Below are 17,539 nucleotides of genomic sequence, written 5' to 3'. Positions count from 1 at the left end.
AGAAGGAGGGGATTCTTCATGGAAGGTGTAACGATGTTTGACCTTGGGACATTGGCTGCTGTTGTCGCAGCGTTAGTAACAGTTATCGGAAACGCATTTTCCATAGAAAAAAGATATCGAGCATTATTAGCAATAGGGATTGCTTCAATATTATGGTTCATTCCACGTGACTGGGGAAGCGAGTTATTAGTTGCTTTGATTATCGGTTTAACGGCTAGTGGGGTATATAGTCAAGTGAAACCAAGAGATAATGAAAGGGAACTAATGAGGATGCAAATCCGAGAAGAAGAAAGAGAAGCTGAGGAAATCAGGAACCAGAATAATCATCGCACCCCTTATTAATAAAAACCAATTTGACAAATTCCGAAGATGTCAATCACCAAAGGTTGACATCTTTCTTTAACTACGATATCATATGTCGCGAACGGAACTCTTATCCCGAGTCGGTGGAGGGACAGGCCCGATGAAACCCAGCAACCAACACTAACGCTTCTTTTTGGTGGAAAGGTGCTAACCTGCAGGACAATGTCTTGGAAGATAAGAGGCGAAAGGTGATACTTCCACCCTTTTCCTCATATTAGGAAAAGGGTTTTATGGTATATACACTGCAACGTTTTCATTCGGATGAGTGCCGTATCAAATTTTAGTGCATGCTAAGTTAGAATATCTTTTTTACTTAGGTGTGCGAAGGAGGATACTGTTTAATGGTAGAGAAGAAAAGTCGACGTTTGTTTACGTCGGAATCAGTAACGGAAGGGCATCCCGATAAAATTTGCGACCAAATTTCCGATGCGATTTTAGATGCAATTTTAACGAATGACCCAAACGCACGTGTAGCTTGTGAGACATCGGTTACTACTGGATTAGTACTTGTTGCTGGAGAAATTACAACAAGTACCTATGTAGACATTCCGAAAATTGTGAGAGAAACAATTAAGTCTATTGGCTATACAAGAGCAAAGTATGGATTTGATTATGAAACGTGTGCGGTATTAACTTCAATTGATGAGCAATCACCAGATATTGCACAAGGTGTAAACCAAGCATTAGAGGCACGTGAAGGCCAAATGACGGATGAGCAAATTGATGCAATTGGTGCAGGAGACCAAGGATTAATGTTCGGTTATGCAGATAACCAAACAGAAGAATTAATGCCTTTACCAATTTCTCTTTCTCATAAGTTAGCCCGTCGTTTAACGAAAGTACGTAAAGATGAAGTGCTTCCGTATTTAAGACCAGACGGAAAAGTTCAAGTAACAGTTGAGTACGATTCAGAAGGCAAACCTGTTCGTATTGACACGATCGTTATTTCAACACAGCACCATCCTGAAACAACATTAGAACAAATTCAACGTAATTTAAAAGAACATGTCATTAACCCAGTCGTTCCTAAGGACTTAATTGATGAAGAAACAAAATACTTCATCAATCCAACAGGACGCTTTGTTATCGGTGGCCCTCAAGGGGATGCTGGTTTAACTGGAAGAAAAATTATTGTTGATACGTACGGTGGATATGCAAGACATGGCGGTGGAGCATTCTCAGGTAAAGATCCTACAAAAGTGGACCGCTCGGCAGCCTATGCGGCTCGTTACGTAGCAAAAAACATTGTCGCTGCAGGGTTAGCGGATAAATGTGAAGTTCAACTTGCGTATGCGATTGGTGTAGCACAGCCGGTTTCGATTTCAATTGATACGTTTGGTACGGGACAGGTGTCAGAAGAAGTTCTTGTTGACTTAGTTCGAGACAACTTTGATTTACGACCTGCTGGCATTATTAAAATGCTTGACCTCCGTCGTCCAATCTATAAGCAAACAGCTGCCTATGGTCACTTTGGTCGTACCGATATTGATCTTCCATGGGAACGTACAGACAAAGCAGAATTATTACGTAGTTTAGCTTTATAATATTTACAAGTAGGATGTCCTACTAGGGAATTATAGCCCCTAGTAGGACATTTTTTTGTGAACGTAGAAGCATGTCTATTTTTAATATTCAAGTAAGAAAATTGGGGATAGACGCAAACTAAGACCGTATGTGTAAACCAAACTAAGACATAATGACCATTTTCTATAATTCACATATAATGTTATAATCAGTTCATATGACCAGGTAATAATTAATGAGGTGAGTAAATGTATAATGCTATCGTTAGTGGCACAGGCTCTTATGTTCCAGAGAAGAGACTTACGAATGCTGATTTGGAAAAGATGGTTGAAACGAACGATGAATGGATTGTTACAAGAACAGGAATTTCCGAACGAAGAGTAACAGAAGAATCAGAATCAACGTCAGATTTAGCTTATGTTGCTGCTAAACTTGCGATAGAAGATGCGGGGCTAACGGCAGAAGATATAGATCTTATTGTCGTAGGTACGGTAACTCCAGATTATCAATTTCCATCTGTTGCTTGTCAGCTACAAGAAAGGTTAGGGTGTAGAGAAGTCGGGTCTTTTGATGTAAATGCAACATGTGTTGGCTTTGTTACAGCGCTCCAAGTGGCTGAAATGTACGTGAAATTAGGAAAGCACAAACATGTTCTAGTAGTAGGAGCCGATACCTTATCCAAAATCACGGATTATACGGATCGTTCAACCTGTATCTTATTTGGGGATGGAGCAGGTGCTTTTGTTTTATCTCGCACGGATCAATTTATCGAAAATGAAGGAATTATTTATTCATCCATTCATTCAAAAGGTGAACACTTAGAAGGTTTATATGTGCCTAATGGTGGGAGTAGGAATCCGAAGAATAATACAGCCGAAGGACCTGGAATTGTAATGGATGGGAGAAAGATTTTTAAATTAGCGGTTCAGTCGATGTCAAAAACGGTAACGGAAACGTTAGAGGCTTCAGGTTATCAAAAAGAACAGATAGATTGGATTATTCCTCATCAAGCAAATCAAAGGATTATTGAAGCAGTTGCCAACCAACTGAATTACCCGTTAGAGAAAGTCATTTCGACGATAAAATATTATGGAAATAATTCTTCAGCAACGATTCCGCTTGCTTTTGATTTATCAGTAAAAAGTGGCAAGATAAAAAGAGGCGATCTAGTCATGCAAACCGCTTTTGGCGGAGGATTGGTGTGGGGATCGTTATTAATGAAATATTAGCAAACTCTTTTGGGGCCGATTTGATAAGAGGCCACTGTAAAAAGTTAATCGAACTTTTTCAGTACCCTCAGTGATAGTCGGTCTTTTTTAATTAAATGGCATCCCACCAAGCAAGAATTTGTTCTTTGGAGATAGACCTTTAAGCACAGCTGAAATTTAAAATCTTGTATGGTAGATTAATGGCAGAAGTATTAAAGTATGCTGAGGATACAATGAAAATCATGGTGAATAAAGGATATATGGACCAACACCCATTAGCAATACAACAGTGAGTTCTTTTAATATATAGCCTGCTTTTTAACATTTTGTGGCTCTTTAAAGCAGGCCCATGTTCTTTTTGTGAAACCTTTTAAGATAGCTTGTAATCTTAAAAGGTTGTTATATACTTAACTTGTATACGTTAATGAGAACGCATACAAACCTAATAATGTGAAGTATTTTAAGGAGGGTCAAAATGAAATATGGTTATTTTAATGACGCAACGAGAGAATACGTAATCACAAATCCAAAAACACCAACGAAATGGATCAACTATGTAGGAAATCTTAAGTTTGGTGGTTTTGTTGATCAAACGGGCGGTTCACTTATATGTAAAGGGGATCCTGCTTTAAACCGAATCGTAAAATATTTACCACAACTACCTAGCTATGAATTTAACGGTGAAACAACATACATAAGAATTAAGGAAAACGGGGGATATCAATCATTTTCTCCTTATTTTGTTCCTACACTTGATAACTATGATTTATATGAATGTAGAGTAGGTCTAGGCTACTCGAAATATGTTTCAGAAATACATGGGATTAGAACGGAAATCACTGTGTTTGTTCCTGAAAATGAACCAAGACTTATTAGAGATATTACCGTAACAAATCTTAAAGATACAACAGTCGAGCTTGATATTATTCCGGTTGTCGAATATACCCATTTCGATGCGTTAAAGCAGTTCACTAATGCAGACTGGGTTCCTCAAACAATGCAGTCAAGAATGGTCGAAGAAGAGGGATTAAAGGTGTTAACACAATATGCCTTTATGAAACGAGACACAAGCGTGAACTTTTTCACTTCCAACTATCCAGTATCTTCTTTTGAAACTGACCGAAAAATCTTCTTAGGTGATAATGAGTTTGGAACATGGGCTAACCCACTTAGCTTACAACACGAAGAATTAAGCAATTACGAAGCCAATAGAGGAGATAATATTGCAGCTCTTATGCATCATCTTGGAGAACTTGCTCCAGGCGAAAGTAAAAGAATTATCACCCAACTTGGCCAAGCCAACAATATCGCAGAAGAGAAAGAATCTATTGCTAAATATAGAGATGAAAAAAATGTAGACGAGTCCTTCCAAGCACTTTCTAGCTTCTGGGATAATTACTTGTCCAAGCTTCAGGTTGAAACTCCAGATGAGCAAATGAATACATTGCTTAACATCCATAATCCAAGACAATGTTATATTACGAAAAACTGGTCGAGGGATTTATCTCTTTATCAGTTAGGCTTTGGTGGAAGAGGAATCGGATTCCGTGATAGCTCACAAGACGTACTAGGGGTTATCCCGAATCTTCCAGAAGATGCACGTGATTTAATTGAAAAGCTATTGCATACACAAAAGAGAGACGGTTCCGCAATGCACCAGTTCTATGCATCGACGATGGAAGCGAACGAAGGGGACTCAAGAGAAAGTCCAGATAGACCGAACTATTACGGAGATGACCATCTTTGGATCGTTCAATCTGTTTGTGCCTATGTGAAGGAAACTGGAAATACAGACTTCTTAAATATGGAGATTCCTTTTTACGAAAAGGACAGTTCAGGTAAGCCACTAGAGTCAGGTACAGTGCTTGAACATATCAAACGTTCAGTAGAGTTCACACGCAATGATACTGGAGCTCACGGGCTTCCATTACTAGGATTTGCGGATTGGAATGACACCGTGAACCTTCCTACAGGAGCAGAATCGTTTTTTAATGCTCACTTATACGGAAAGGCACTTCTTGAATTGATTGAGCTTATGACGTTTATGGGAGACCAGGCTGCAGTAGACCAGTATGAAACATGGTATGCTGAGATGAAGGAAGTAGTAAATAACGTCGGCTGGGATGGCGAATGGTACATTCGTTACTTCGACCATGACGGTGAACCTTTAGGCTCTTCTAAAAATGAACATGGTAAAATATATGTAAACGGTCAATCGTGGGCGATCCTATCTGGCTTTGCTCCTGAAGATAGAGCAAAAATAGCCTTGGAATCCGTTAATAAATTATTGAATACGAAAAATGGAATTAAGCTTAGTGCACCGGGCTTCAATGGCTTTGATCCGAATAAAGGTGGAATAACGACTTACCCACCAGGTGCAAAGGAAAATGGAGGTATTTTCCTTCATACAAATCCATGGGCTATGATGGCAGAAACGATCGTTGGCAATGGAGACAGAGCATTTGAATACTACTCTCAAGTGAACCCTGTTTACAAAAATGAAAAAATTGATGAATACGAGATTGAGCCTTATGTATACCCACAAAACATTTTAGGGGATGAGCATCCTCAGTTTGGCCTTGGTCGTAACTCTTGGTTATCAGGAACATCTTCTTGGATGTATCAGGCAGGTACGAAGTATATTTTAGGGATAATGGCAACATACGACGGACTAGTGATTAATCCTTGTATTCCTAAAGCGTGGGATGGTTTTAAGGTGACCAAGTACTTTAGAGGAGCCACGTACGAGATAGAGGTCCATAACAAAAACAACATTAGTAAAGGTGTCAAATCTATTACGGTTGATGGGGAAAAAATCGAAGGAAATAAAGCGCCGATTTTTAACGACGGGAAGGTTCATACGGTTATTGTCGTCATGGAAGAGTAATCCGAAAAAAAAATCACGGAGACTAGCCTAAGCGGCTCTCCGTGATTTTTTTTTCGAAATAGTTTTCTATTTGAGTGGAATCCAAATTTCTGAATAATAATCTGAACGGTTAGGGTCATCCTCTGAATAGACTTCTAATTCTGGCGTTCCAGCACATTCGTAGTTGTTGGAAGGAAACCACTCAGAAAAAATTTGATTCCACGCACTTTGAATCGCATTTGGCATAGCACCATGGACTTCAAAGACACCCCATTTTGATGCCGGAATAACAAGACTCTCATAGCCTTCAGGTGTGTTCCCAACATAATCCGTCGCAACCCAATATTCAATTTTTTGAGGAATCTTATTGTCGACACATATTCCCAGTACACCTTTGATGACTCCGTTGTTTAGACTGACAAGTTTATCTGTCGTTCCATCAGAATTCAGTTGTCCCCATAGTTTAGGGATTTCAGTTGAGTTTTCTTCGTTCTGTAATGAAAACTCTTTACGGATGCCAATCACTTGAAATGCTTCTTTTTCCACAATTTTATACTTCATTGATTCTACTCCCTTCAGACTCACCTGAATCACCAGGCGGTTATAAGAATGTAACTTACCGTTGTTCCTTCTTGCTTCACTTGGTGTCATTCCATGTTGCCTACGAAATGCCTTTGAAAAGGCTTCAGGAGTGTCATAGCCATATTTGAAGGCGAGGTCAATTATTTTATGATTAGTTGCAGATAACTCCTGCGCTGCTAAAGTCAAACGCCTCCTTCGTAAATATTCGCCCACAGAAGTTTCGGTTAAAATAGAAAAAATCCGCTGAAAATGAAAAGGTGATGTATTTGCTTGTTTAGCTATATCTTCTATTGAAATGTCCTCAAGCAAGTTTTTTTCCATATAATCGATAGCCTGTTGCAATGATTCAACCCAACCCATATCGCTCACTCCTTGGTACCCATGATATCGTGTATGATAAAAAGACTCCTGTCATTTTCTGCTAACTAAAGACTGGTTTACTATAAAAAACATTCCATTTAAAAAGGGATTTCCCTTTAAACAAAAGAAAAAAGGAGTAAGACCAATATAATCTCAATCCTTTTAGTATTAGGTGGCTTATGCCATTCGTACGGTTTTCTTTGTCTGATAGATGGTTTGTTCATAGTGAAGTAAGAGATTATCAAAAATCGCTTCCCACGACTGAGTTTTGGCATAGGATCTGGCCTCTAGACTCATTTGTCTTCGCTTGCTCTCGTTTCCTAGAATCATTTCAATCGCTTGAATAAAGGCTTGAGGGTTTTTAGATTGACATACCATTCCGGTTTGATTGTGAGTTACTATTTCTTGGACACCACCTTCATTCGCAACAATAGCAGGTGTACCAGAGGCTAATGATTCCAACACGACATTGCCAAATGTTTCTGTAGTCGAAGGGAACACAAATAAGTCAGCAGAAGCATACATTTCAGCGAGTGCTGTACCTGTTAAATATCCAGTAAATGTAACATTTTTACTAAATTCTGCTTTCATTTCTGGAAGCATTGGACCATCACCAACAAACACCCAGTGTATGTTATCTTTTAGCTGTTCAGGCATTTTTCTGATCACTTGGCAAAGGGTAGCTAAATCTTTTTCAGGTGCCATTCTTCCTACATAAAGAAGTTTATATTTATCTTGAGCCGTTGTTGGGAGTAGATTGGTGTTTTGGTAAGGTTGAAATAACGAGCAGTCTACGCCCCGAGTCCATAGCTGTATGTTATTAAATCCCTTTTTTACAAGGTGTATTTTCGTTTCTGTTGAAGGGACAAAGGTTTCTTCGAAGTGCCCATAAAACCAACGTAAATATGTCCAAAGCATCTCTGACATAATCGTAAGTTTATAGTACTGGAGATAATGATCGAAATGAGTATGATACGAACCAACCATTGGAATGTTCAATTTTTTTCCGTAATGAAGTCCACTCAACCCTATATTAAAGGGAGTAGTTATATGCAGAAGGTCAGGCTTGAATTCAGCCATTTGCTGTCGAATTAAAAATGGATTTGGGACAGCTAATCTACACTCCGGGTATAAAAAGAATGGTAGACTAAAAAATGAGTGAATATGAGAAGGAAATGGGTCAGGCATTTCTGTCGGAACGAATAGTTTATAGTCCACATTTCGAAGTTCAAAATGATTAACTAGTCGTTGTAAGGTTTTTGCGACCCCATTTACTTGAGGAATATAGGTATCAGTAAAGAGTGCGATTCTCATTTGTTTAACCCCCTATTGCGAATAAACTTAGACAAAGAATTCCGCAAATCGTCCCTAGTAAAGCTCCAACAAGGACATCGGAAGGATAGTGTAGGCCAAGAAAGATTCGAGATAGTCCTACAAGAAGGGCCAGAGGTAGCAATAAAATAGCGGAGCTAGGCCAAGTTATCATGAAGGGAATCGTTATCGAGAAAATGGATGTTGTATGACCAGAGGGAAAAGAGTGGTCTTTAAACGGGTTTTCTACTACCTTAGCATCTGGTAACGTCATGTAAGGACGAATTCGTTTATAGAGTTTTTTAATCAAGACGACGATAAGGTGGCTACTTGTTAAGGAAATAGCTGAAGCAATAGCTACTTTTTGAATGAGGGGCGGGCTTACTGCAATTAAAAGCAACACACTGCTTATCGTAAATAATGCTCCACCAAGGTGAGTTAATGTGGACATTACCTTCCATAAGAGAATGGACCTACTCTTTTCATTAAAAATATAAAACAACTGACAGTCTGCCTTGTATAACCATTCTTTAGATCGCTCCATCTAGAAGTCCCCCTTATTGGTTGTTACTGATAATGTAGCATTTGAATGTTTAGTGAATATCAAGGAATTATGAAAAATATGAAAAACTAAGGTAAAGGAAATGAAAAAGTAGTGTTCAAAAGTAGTATTGAAATATAAAAAAACAACAAGGAGAATAAGAAAATGAGAATCCCAATTTATCAGATTGATGCATTTACAAATGAACTATTTAAAGGAAATCCAGCGGCTGTATGTCCATTAAATGGTTGGTTAAGAGACGATATATTGCAAAATATTGCAGCAGAAAATAATTTATCTGAAACTGCTTTTTTTGTAAAAAAGGGTGATGAATATGAGTTAAGATGGTTTACACCAAAAGGGGAAGTAGACTTATGTGGACACGCAACATTAGCGTCTGCTTATGTAATATGTACATATTTAGTTGAAGATATAAAGAATGTAAAGTTCAATACAAAAAGTGGTATGTTAGAAGTATCTAAGGATGACGGGCAATATATATTGAATTTTCCTTCAAGAGAAGGAGAAAAATGTGAAGCGCCAGAGGAACTTATTAAGGGCTTAGGTAAAACACCAATAGAGGTCTATATGTCCAGAGACTATTTAGCAGTTTTTGATACAGAAGATGATATTTTAAGTCTTGAATTAAATATGAATGAACTAAAAAAATTAGATGGACTTGGGGTAATAGTGACAGCTAAAGGAAAAGAAGTAGATTTTGTATCGAGATTTTTTGCACCAAAAGTAGGAATAGAGGAAGACCCTGTTACTGGTTCTGCTCATTGTACGTTAGTTCCATATTGGAAAAAGAGATTAAATAAAACTGAACTTGTCGCATTGCAATTATCAGATAGAGGCGGCAAGCTGTATTGTACTGATTTAGGTGAAACAATAAGAATTTCTGGTGAAGCTGTTTCTTATTTAAAAGGATATATATATGTTTAGGAGAATTTGTTTAACACCTTATTATAATTTTGAGATCGAACGGAGGGTATTACTTCAAGAAGGAAGTAATGCTTTTTTAAGAAGTTAATGTGCTGAACGAGGCAGTTTTGTAGAAGAAAATAGTATTATTATGTAGAAAACTATTACTAAAAAGGAGATTTTATCATGAAGTTGAGAGTATTGTTCGGTATTTTTTTAATACTAACTTTAACGGCTTGTTTTGCATCAACACAAACGATTGTTTCCGACAAAGTAATATTTTATGGAGAAGGAGAATACTGGAATGTTAGTTATATATACAATTCAGAATTGTATGAAGAGAAAATGGTAAGTTGGATTGAAATGGAAGCTAAAGGTTTTGAGATATCACAGGAAGAAATTGATAATATTGATATTGAATTTGATAGTAGAGATGGTTTGATTACAGGTAATGTTGGAGATATGGAAACAAGCATTGAAGGGAATGTTATTACTTTTTTAGTAGGTACTGTTAACTTTGAGACTTACGAGGAAGATCAATATACATTCACTGTAAAATTCAAAGATAACCAAGATGTGATAAAGTTGCAGATAAAACGTTGATACAGTGGAATTATTAGTGTTTTAGGTAGGAGTAAAAAATAATAGTCATAAAAAAGAATAATATAATAAAGCATTCAAGTAACTGTCCTTGAATGCTTTGTTTGTTTTTTTAGTTAGGGTGAATTCTCTGTGCTCGCCCAATTTGTCCATCTGGAAGTGAGTTAGATTTGGTGAGGGATATCTTCCACGATACTGTGGTAAATAGCCCTTAAAACGTTAGAACAACCTTACTAGATACCCGTCTTTCTGATTTTATGCGTTAATTAGACACCCATTTTTCTACGGGTATTGTTTGTTTTTTTCGTTTGCTGGCTTTTCATTTTTTTTGTGGAAAGATCGGCATTTGTTTTGCCTTTATTAGCAGAGGACAGGTTCTTTTTCTTCATTTCAAGCTGTTGCTTGATTGCGTCTTGCAGGTTAATTTTCTTTTTTGGTGCTTCAGATTGGTTGTTCTCGGTCATTGGACATGCTCCTTTTTGAATATGAATGTTAGTCAAGTATATACTATTTTTAAGTTTTTGCGAAATGTACTAAGGTTTAAATACGATCTCACACAAGTTTTGAAAATTTGCTAGCTACTCCTGCTGAAGTCCTTTGTAATACTGACCTTTTTCTACATACTGTGTGCGAATACGTTCCATGTCCTTTTTATCTTCCTCTGTTAGCTCTCGAATTACTTTGGCAGGTCGTCCAAAGGCTAGAGTATTAGGAGGAATCACTTTTCCCTGAGAAACTAAACTACCAGCTCCGATAAACGCACCTTCGCCAACAACGGCCCCATCTAGTATAATAGAACCCATACCAATAAGAGAATTTTTCTTTAATTTACAGCTATGTAATATGACTTGATGACCGACTGTGACATCATCTTCAATTATAAGTGGGTATGCTGGACTTTGATGAAGGACGCAGTTATCTTGAATATTGACTCGTTCTCCGATGACCGTCGGTGACACATCGCCGCGGATTACGGTATTAAACCAGATGCTAGAATAGTCACCAATTATGACATCGCCAGTAATCGTTACAAAATCGGCTAGAAATACAGTGTTAGCAATCTCAGGATATCTATTTTTATATGGATAAATCATAAATGACACAACCTTTCTTTACGATATCAAGACATATAGCAAGTGTATCAAAAATGTGTGAGAAAAAGAATAACAGTGAATATATATAGAAAAAGGAGGGATGCATATGTTGAAGTGGGAGGTACAGCAGCCTAGAGGTGTCATTGTGATTGTTCATGGTGCAGGAGAGCATCAGGGGCGTTACCGCTGGGTGGCAGAACGTTGGAATGCTGCTGGTTTTCATGTGATTACCGGAGACCTACCTGGACAAGGAAAAACACGAGGAAAACGGGGGCATATCAAGTCATTCACTCAATATATTGATACGATTGTTTCCTGGTATACGGAAGCTTCTAAATATGAGCTACCAGTTTTTTTACTAGGTCATAGTATGGGAGGGCTAGCCTCGATCCGTACAATGATGAAAAAGCAACTTCCTTTTCATGGAGTGATTTTGTCATCCCCATGTTTAAAACTTAAGAAACCACCTACACCCGTTAAAAGGTGGGCAGCCAAAACCTTACACTATGTCTTACCAGAGCTCCAAGCAAAGTCTGGAATCCAAACACATAATGTCACTCGAAACGAACAAATTCGAGAGGAATATTTAAAAGATGAGTTAAGAGTCACCAAGGTTTCTCTTCGATGGTATCAAGAATTAACAAAAGCCATGCAACTTAGCCATCAAGAGGTAGGTAAGTTCCCAGAGGTTCCGATTCTTGTCATGCAGGCTGGAGATGATTATATTGTAGATAAAGAGGCAACTAGACAGTGGTTTAATGCCTTACAGCTTGAGGATAAATCGTATAAAGAATGGAAGGGACTTTATCACGAAATTTTTAATGAACCAGAACGTGAGCGAGTATTTGAATATGCAAAAAGCTTTGTCGAGTTACATTTATGATAGACGGTTTTATGTAGAAATGAGGTGCAATTATGAAGACACCGACCAATTCATGGACGTTAATGGCAGGCATTTATCGAAAAGTTGTTCCCGATGTTCATCATTTACTCCGTAAGTGGAAAGAAAAAGCAAGTGTTATCCCCAATGAAGAGTTGCGAAATCAGGCACTTATGAGTATTGAAACAAAAACGTTTCATTGTGTGGGTGGAGGGATTTACGGATTGCTAGCAAAAGAACAATTTGATAATGTTCTTAGCTTTATAGTCGCGTATCAAACGATAAGTGATTACCTAGATAACTTATGCGATCGCAGTACGTCACAAGACCCAGCCGATTTTCAAATGTTACATTTATCAATGAAACATGCTTTAACGCCTGGAGTAAATCGTATCAATTATTATGAACAGCGGGAAGACCAGGATGATAATGGGTATCTAAAAGAACTAGTAGGAACCTGCCAAAACGCTTTAGTATCATTGCCGAATTATTCAGTAATTGCCCCTCATTTACTTGAACTCTGTGATTATTATTGTGATTTGCAAGTGTTCAAGCATGTTCAGAAAGAAAAGAGAGAAGAGTTATTACAAGAATGGTTTACTAAACATAAAGCAAAGTTTCCCGAGATGACATGGTATGAATTTTCTGCATGTGCAGGCTCAACGCTAGCTATCTTTTGTTTAGTCGCTTATGCAAGTCATCCTCAGCTAACAAATGATGATGCAATTCAGTTAAAAAAAAGCTATTTCCCCTGGGTGCAGGGGTTACATATTTTACTTGATTACTTTATAGACCAAGAAGAGGACCGTGCTGGTGGAGATTTGAATTTTTGTTTTTATTATCCGTCAGAAGAAAATATGGTCGAGCGCTTTCAGTATTTTATAGAAAAAGCCAAAATGTCGATTCAGGGGTTACGAGATGAGCCCTTCCACTCATTAATCGTTAAAGGACTGCTAGCTATTTACTTATCTGATAAAAAAGTTCAGCAACAAAAGCAAGTTAGAAAAATAGCGAGACGACTCATCAAAACAGGTGGTGTCTCCACGCGCTTCTTTTTTCTCAACTGTAAGTTCTATCGAAGCGTTTGGTCGTCAAAATAAAGAAGGGCATGCGATAACAGCTAGACGATTCTGTATATTATCATACCGTCTATTTCTTTCTGTTCCGGTCACACAGGCTAAAAAGTAGTGTGATGTATAAAAACAGTCACTTCCAAAGAAGCGACTGTACTCGTTATTCAACTTACCAAACTAGATGGATTTACCCAACTAATTTTTGATATTAATAACGACAGGTGGAAGTAACAAATATAAAGAATAAAACCACTAATACCATATAATATAATATCTAGTTCATATAAAAATACAAGACCTATAGCAATACCAATAATGATGCCACATACCGAATATAAACCTAATCCAATAATATATTTTGCCCAATTTAATTTGCTGTTAAGAATATCTATACATAGTTCAATCATGAGCGAAAATACTAAATTAACAAGGAATATAATTGGACCAATATAAGTTACAATTAAAATGACTAATTCAACAGAGTAATCCTGTTTGAAACCATTAAAAAAATAAAATGTAGTAATTATTGCAAATAAAGGAACGGATAGGATTGCTGTTATAAACAATTTCATCATATGCCTCCTTAAACTATAAAATGTCTCCTTTTCTAGTATAAAACGGCTTCGTTCGTTCCGTGATACTTTTTAATTTATGTATAAGGAGATTAACTTCAATATAGAATGGCACTGAAAGTAGTTTCAAAGTGCAATAGAAGTTACTATATATGATACCATAAAAAGTAATTAGACACTTTTTTTTCTATATTTATTAGTGCAATCGAGTAACTGATGATTTTTTCTTGTCGTAACGGACAGAGGATCCGCTATTTTTGAAAAAAACGCTGATTTAAAGAGCTAACGGACACAGATGCTCTTATTTACAGAAAAACTAGAGAAACTCCAGTCAAGTCCAGAATAATGTGTAAATTACTTAGCTACAATGTTACAACCTATAATGATATATAGTTAGTTTTTGATTTTGGTTACTTGGAAGGGGGTCCCCCCTTCCAAGTAACCAAAATCTCGCTTCGCGCGGCTCGCTGGTTTAGGGCTTTAGAGTATATCTCCTATTTAACTGAAGGTTTTCATTCTCCATTAATAGCGCCCCAATTAATCGAAAAGCTGATTGTGTATTTGGAAAAATACGAATGACTCTTTCTCGTCTTCTTATTTCCTGATTTAGACGCTCTAACGAGTTGGTACTTGATAGGTGTCGTTGATACATTTTTGGTTCATTTAAATATTGAATGGATTCTTCAAATCCGTCTTCAAGGATTTCAATTGCCTTCTTCAACTTGGGATTATCTTGGTGATTCATGAGAAGGTCATCTTTAAATTTCCTTGCTTCTTCACAAGAGATTGTTTGGTATATTCTTCTCAAATCTGCTATGACCTGGCTAGACCCTTTTTTGGGAAGTTTATTAATAATGTTTCGTTTAAAGTGAACGGAACACCTTTGCCATGAAGTTCCGATAAATTCTCGGTCTATAGCCTTTTTTAATCCAGCATGGGCATCAGAGACAATAAGTTTAGGAGATTGGAGTCCTCGCGCTTTTAAATCACTGAAGAACCCTTGCCACGCCTCGAAACTCTCAGCGTGGTCTATTTTTAATCCAATAACTTGCCTCTTTTTTTCCTCATCCATTGCCGTCATAAGATAGACTGCTTTGGGTACAACTTTATTATGTTCACGCACCTTAATATACATGGCATCTGCATAGAGGTAAGGAAAATACTGGACATTAAGTGGTCGATTAGCCCATTTATTCACAACAGGATCAAGCTTCTCCGTTAGGGACGAAACAAATGATTTGGATACACTTTCTCCGCAAAGTTGTTCTACAATGTTTTTTACTTTTCGTGTTGACACCCCATTTACCACCATTTCTAACATAGAAAGAGTTAGTGCTTGGTCTACGCGAGAAAACCGTTCAAATATAGAAGTTGAAAAGTCTCCTTCTCTTGTACGAGGTACACGTAATTTAATTTTTCCAATACTAATCAGTAGCTCACGCTCATAATATCCATTACGGTAATCCCGGCGTTCTGGAGAACGCTCATAGGCAGATGCTTGTAAATGCTCATCCCGTTCTTTCTCCATAAACTCATTAAGAACTAATACAATTGAAGATTTTACAACTGCATCAATATTCGAATTCATCACAGATTCTTTTAAAACATCAATATCTAGGTTAAACTGTATTTGAGTCATTTTATATTCCCTCTTCTCATGTTTTTCGTGGTTGTTAAACATTGTAGCCAAGAAGGTATAAAATGACTCTTTTTGTTTTTACACAATTATACGGACTTAATCGAAACTCCCGCTATTTTGTGCAAATAGCGGAACGTGTGTCCGTTAGCTTTAAAAAAAGGGCATTTTCAACAAAATAGCGGACTGAGGGTCCGTAAGAAATAACGTCCTCAATCAAAAAAAGACGGCCTATACCGTCTTTTTTTCAATCGCAATAATAAACGGTGGGTCGTTTTTTTGATTAATGAATTGGTATTGAAGAACATGGGCTTTATCTTGTGGCAAGTGCGAGGCATATTCTACAACCGCATGTTTCTCTAGCTTTCCTTCTTCATGACCGTGATAGATCACAAGTATAATGATGCCCCCGGGGGCCATCATCTCAAACAAAGATTCTATTGCCGTAATCGTAGTATCGGCGGTGGTTACTATCGATTTGTCTCCTCCAGGCAGGTAGCCTAAATTAAAAATCGCTGCTTTTAACTTATCGTAACCAGATGAAGGTATAAAGTCTTTCACCCCTTCATGACCCTTATGAATGAGCGTGACTTGGTTGCTAGCCCCATTTTCTTCAAGACGTGTTTTAGTATTTTTTAAAGCCTCAGCTTGGATATCAAAGCTATAAACGTGACCGGTTTTTCCGACTAATTGCGCTAGAAATAAGGTATCGTGCCCGTTACCTGCTGTTCCGTCGACAGCAACATCTCCTTCGCCAAGAACAGACTCTAGTAAATTGCGTGCAAAAGGGAGGATCCGAATTAAATTCATAGTGATGATACCCCCTGAGGTAAATTGTATAACCTACCTTGCCAAGAGTTTCGTCGTTTTAACTCGGCCTCAATCGCATTCAAGACATCCCATTTTTTTAAACTCCACATTGGTCCAATTACCATGTCAGCGGGTCCATCTCCTGTTAACCGATGAATAATCATCTCAGGAGGTAGTATCTCTAATTGGTCAACAACTAACTTAACGTATTCCTCAAAATTCATAAATTCTAGTAAGCCATTTTCATATTGTTTAACCATAGGTGTGCGTTTCATTAAATGAAGCAAATGAATCTTAATCCCTTGCACATCGAGTTTTGCGACTTCTTTGGCTGTCTCGAGCATCATCGAAGTAGTTTCTAAAGGAAGTCCATTTATTATATGAGAACAGACACGAATGCCGTGCTTTCTTAGTTTAGCAACTCCATCCTTGTAGCATTGATAATCATGAGCTCTATTAATTAATAAAGCTGTTCGTTCATGAACTGTTTGTAATCCTAGCTCAACCCATAGATAAGTACGTTCATGTAATTCAGCTAAATATTCAACGACATCATCTGGTAGACAATCAGGACGGGTGGCAATCGATAAACCGACAACACCTTCTTGTTTTAAAATGGCTTCAAATAATTCTCGAAGCTCTGACACTGGCGCGTACGTATTGCTGTAGGCTTGGAAATAGCCAATGTACTGACCTGTTTTCCACTTTTTATGCATTCGGTCTTTGATGGTATGAAACTGAGTGACAACATCATCTGTACGGTCACCCGCAAAGTCTCCAGACCCCCGTTCACTACAAAACGTACAGCCGCCACTTGCGACAGCCCCGTCTCGATTAGGGCAATCAAAGCCGGCATCAAGAGGAACTTTAAAAATCTTTTCGCCGAAATGTTGTCGTAAATGAAAATTCCATGTGTGATAACGTTTTTCCCCAAATAAAAGAGGAACAGGTTCATACTGTTTATCCATGTTTCTCACCTTTCTTGCCTTATGCTTTTCCTATCCTATCATAATCAGCATAAAAACACGAACAGACCCCTGGTTATCGTAAAAACAAAGTATTTCTTAAAAAAGAATTGGCAATAATGGTAGAGAAGTCTTGACAGGAAATCGACAAATTCATAAAATAACATGTATTGAGATAAATCTGAAATTAATATCCTAAACTTCAAAAACGATGAAGAGGAGTAGTAATA

General features: G+C 37.6%; 17 protein-coding genes, 1 riboswitch and 1 other annotated feature (1 of these 19 cut by a window edge). Of the genes, 8 read left to right on the top strand and 9 right to left on the bottom strand.

All coding sequences use genetic code 11. The features are described from left to right. The first annotated feature begins 18 nt into the window (after positions 1–18). The 4 genes from BK585_RS19375 to BK585_RS19360 all read left to right on the top strand — a co-directional run bounded on the left by BK585_RS19375 (position 19) and on the right by BK585_RS19360 (position 5,982). Positions 19–342 (top strand): hypothetical protein, encoded by a 324-nt coding sequence (locus BK585_RS19375; protein ID WP_078555579.1) that lies wholly within the window; start codon positions 19–21, stop codon positions 340–342. A gap of 88 nt (positions 343–430) precedes the next feature. Next, a riboswitch (SAM riboswitch) is annotated at positions 431–544 on the top strand. Between the two features lie 160 nt (positions 545–704). Beyond that, a complete protein-coding gene (metK, locus tag BK585_RS19370) occupies positions 705–1,907 on the top strand; it encodes a methionine adenosyltransferase (RefSeq protein ID WP_078555578.1) in 1,203 nt (400 codons plus the stop codon). A gap of 228 nt (positions 1,908–2,135) precedes the next feature. Continuing rightward, complete coding sequence (locus BK585_RS19365) at positions 2,136–3,116, top strand: beta-ketoacyl-ACP synthase III (RefSeq protein WP_078555577.1); 981 nt, start codon at positions 2,136–2,138, stop codon at positions 3,114–3,116. 454 nt (positions 3,117–3,570) lie between these two features. Beyond that, positions 3,571–5,982, top strand: a complete 2,412-nt coding sequence (locus BK585_RS19360) for a glycoside hydrolase family 94 protein (protein WP_078555576.1) — start codon at positions 3,571–3,573, stop codon at positions 5,980–5,982. A 66-nt stretch (positions 5,983–6,048) separates the two neighbouring features. On the opposite strand, the gene BK585_RS19355 is transcribed toward BK585_RS19360, so the two are convergent. From BK585_RS19355 to BK585_RS19345, 3 genes are all read right to left on the bottom strand, one after another. After that, positions 6,049–6,903 carry an AraC family transcriptional regulator gene (locus BK585_RS19355; protein WP_078555575.1) on the bottom strand — a complete coding sequence of 285 codons (855 nt, stop codon included), beginning with the start codon at positions 6,901–6,903 and terminating at the stop codon, positions 6,049–6,051. A 177-nt stretch (positions 6,904–7,080) separates the two neighbouring features. Continuing rightward, positions 7,081–8,217: a glycosyltransferase family 4 protein gene (locus tag BK585_RS19350; protein ID WP_078555574.1), complete on the bottom strand. Its 1,137-nt coding sequence runs from the start codon at positions 8,215–8,217 to the stop codon at positions 7,081–7,083. A gap of 4 nt (positions 8,218–8,221) precedes the next feature. Continuing rightward, positions 8,222–8,758 carry a phosphatase PAP2 family protein gene (locus BK585_RS19345; protein ID WP_078555573.1) on the bottom strand — a complete coding sequence of 179 codons (537 nt, stop codon included), beginning with the start codon at positions 8,756–8,758 and terminating at the stop codon, positions 8,222–8,224. Between the two features lie 162 nt (positions 8,759–8,920). On the opposite strand from BK585_RS19345, the gene BK585_RS19340 reads away from it, so the two are divergent. Next, entirely contained in the window at positions 8,921–9,700 is a 780-nt protein-coding gene (locus tag BK585_RS19340) for a PhzF family phenazine biosynthesis protein (protein WP_078555572.1), read from the top strand. Between the two features lie 165 nt (positions 9,701–9,865). Further along, the gene (locus BK585_RS19335) at positions 9,866–10,282 is read left to right on the top strand and encodes a hypothetical protein (protein ID WP_078555571.1); all 417 of its coding nucleotides are present in this window, start codon (positions 9,866–9,868) and stop codon (positions 10,280–10,282) included. Between the two features lie 263 nt (positions 10,283–10,545). Here the strand turns inward: BK585_RS19335 and BK585_RS19330 are convergent, their stop codons facing one another. Both BK585_RS19330 and BK585_RS19325 read right to left on the bottom strand, forming a co-directional pair. Beyond that, positions 10,546–10,743 carry a hypothetical protein gene (locus BK585_RS19330; protein WP_078555570.1) on the bottom strand — a complete coding sequence of 66 codons (198 nt, stop codon included), beginning with the start codon at positions 10,741–10,743 and terminating at the stop codon, positions 10,546–10,548. A gap of 114 nt (positions 10,744–10,857) precedes the next feature. Further along, entirely contained in the window at positions 10,858–11,373 is a 516-nt protein-coding gene (locus BK585_RS19325) for a gamma carbonic anhydrase (protein WP_078555569.1), read from the bottom strand. A 106-nt stretch (positions 11,374–11,479) separates the two neighbouring features. On the opposite strand from BK585_RS19325, the gene BK585_RS19320 reads away from it, so the two are divergent. Both BK585_RS19320 and BK585_RS19315 read left to right on the top strand, forming a co-directional pair. Continuing rightward, positions 11,480–12,256, top strand: a complete 777-nt coding sequence (locus tag BK585_RS19320) for an alpha/beta hydrolase (RefSeq protein WP_078555568.1) — start codon at positions 11,480–11,482, stop codon at positions 12,254–12,256. A gap of 32 nt (positions 12,257–12,288) precedes the next feature. Then, complete coding sequence (locus BK585_RS19315; RefSeq protein ID WP_078555567.1) at positions 12,289–13,353, top strand: tetraprenyl-beta-curcumene synthase family protein; 1,065 nt, start codon at positions 12,289–12,291, stop codon at positions 13,351–13,353. A 137-nt stretch (positions 13,354–13,490) separates the two neighbouring features. On the opposite strand, the gene BK585_RS19310 is transcribed toward BK585_RS19315, so the two are convergent. The 4 genes from BK585_RS19310 to mnmL all read right to left on the bottom strand — a co-directional run bounded on the left by BK585_RS19310 (position 13,491) and on the right by mnmL (position 17,312). Then, complete coding sequence (locus tag BK585_RS19310) at positions 13,491–13,898, bottom strand: hypothetical protein (protein ID WP_078555566.1); 408 nt, start codon at positions 13,896–13,898, stop codon at positions 13,491–13,493. A gap of 472 nt (positions 13,899–14,370) precedes the next feature. Next, complete coding sequence (locus BK585_RS19305; protein WP_078551372.1) at positions 14,371–15,537, bottom strand: IS256 family transposase; 1,167 nt, start codon at positions 15,535–15,537, stop codon at positions 14,371–14,373. Positions 15,538–15,765: 228 nt separating this feature from the next. Then, complete coding sequence (gene mnmM, locus BK585_RS19300) at positions 15,766–16,344, bottom strand: tRNA 5-(aminomethyl)-2-thiouridylate-methyltransferase MnmM (protein WP_078555565.1); 579 nt, start codon at positions 16,342–16,344, stop codon at positions 15,766–15,768. Continuing rightward, positions 16,341–17,312 (bottom strand): tRNA modification radical SAM protein MnmL/YtqA, encoded by a 972-nt coding sequence (mnmL, locus tag BK585_RS19295; protein WP_078555564.1) that lies wholly within the window; start codon positions 17,310–17,312, stop codon positions 16,341–16,343. Before mnmL ends, mnmM begins: the two co-directional genes overlap by 4 nt. Before the next feature lie 199 nt (positions 17,313–17,511). After that, positions 17,512–17,539, top strand: a binding site (T-box leader) (it continues 203 nt past the right edge of the window).

The sequence above is a fragment of the Bacillus alkalicellulosilyticus genome (assembly GCF_002019795.1).
GTDB classification, from domain to species: domain Bacteria; phylum Bacillota; class Bacilli; order Bacillales; family Bacillaceae_F; genus Bacillus_AO; species Bacillus_AO alkalicellulosilyticum.
This window is presented reverse-complemented; position numbering and strand designations above follow the sequence as displayed.

Coding starts and splice junctions, on each gene's coding strand:
- BK585_RS19375 (WP_078555579.1), top strand. CDS start 19: ATGGAAGGTGTAACGATGTTTGACCTTGGGACATTGGCTGCTGTTGTC.
- metK (WP_078555578.1), top strand. CDS start 705: ATGGTAGAGAAGAAAAGTCGACGTTTGTTTACGTCGGAATCAGTAACG.
- BK585_RS19335 (WP_078555571.1), top strand. CDS start 9,866: ATGAAGTTGAGAGTATTGTTCGGTATTTTTTTAATACTAACTTTAACG.
- BK585_RS19340 (WP_078555572.1), top strand. CDS start 8,921: ATGAGAATCCCAATTTATCAGATTGATGCATTTACAAATGAACTATTT.
- BK585_RS19330 (WP_078555570.1), bottom strand. CDS start 10,743: ATGACCGAGAACAACCAATCTGAAGCACCAAAAAAGAAAATTAACCTG.
- BK585_RS19325 (WP_078555569.1), bottom strand. CDS start 11,373: ATGATTTATCCATATAAAAATAGATATCCTGAGATTGCTAACACTGTA.
- BK585_RS19360 (WP_078555576.1), top strand. CDS start 3,571: ATGAAATATGGTTATTTTAATGACGCAACGAGAGAATACGTAATCACA.
- BK585_RS19355 (WP_078555575.1), bottom strand. CDS start 6,903: ATGGGTTGGGTTGAATCATTGCAACAGGCTATCGATTATATGGAAAAA.
- mnmM (WP_078555565.1), bottom strand. CDS start 16,344: ATGAATTTAATTCGGATCCTCCCTTTTGCACGCAATTTACTAGAGTCT.
- BK585_RS19315 (WP_078555567.1), top strand. CDS start 12,289: ATGAAGACACCGACCAATTCATGGACGTTAATGGCAGGCATTTATCGA.
- BK585_RS19310 (WP_078555566.1), bottom strand. CDS start 13,898: ATGAAATTGTTTATAACAGCAATCCTATCCGTTCCTTTATTTGCAATA.
- mnmL (WP_078555564.1), bottom strand. CDS start 17,312: ATGGATAAACAGTATGAACCTGTTCCTCTTTTATTTGGGGAAAAACGT.
- BK585_RS19345 (WP_078555573.1), bottom strand. CDS start 8,758: ATGGAGCGATCTAAAGAATGGTTATACAAGGCAGACTGTCAGTTGTTT.
- BK585_RS19365 (WP_078555577.1), top strand. CDS start 2,136: ATGTATAATGCTATCGTTAGTGGCACAGGCTCTTATGTTCCAGAGAAG.
- BK585_RS19350 (WP_078555574.1), bottom strand. CDS start 8,217: ATGAGAATCGCACTCTTTACTGATACCTATATTCCTCAAGTAAATGGG.
- BK585_RS19305 (WP_078551372.1), bottom strand. CDS start 15,537: ATGACTCAAATACAGTTTAACCTAGATATTGATGTTTTAAAAGAATCT.
- BK585_RS19320 (WP_078555568.1), top strand. CDS start 11,480: ATGTTGAAGTGGGAGGTACAGCAGCCTAGAGGTGTCATTGTGATTGTT.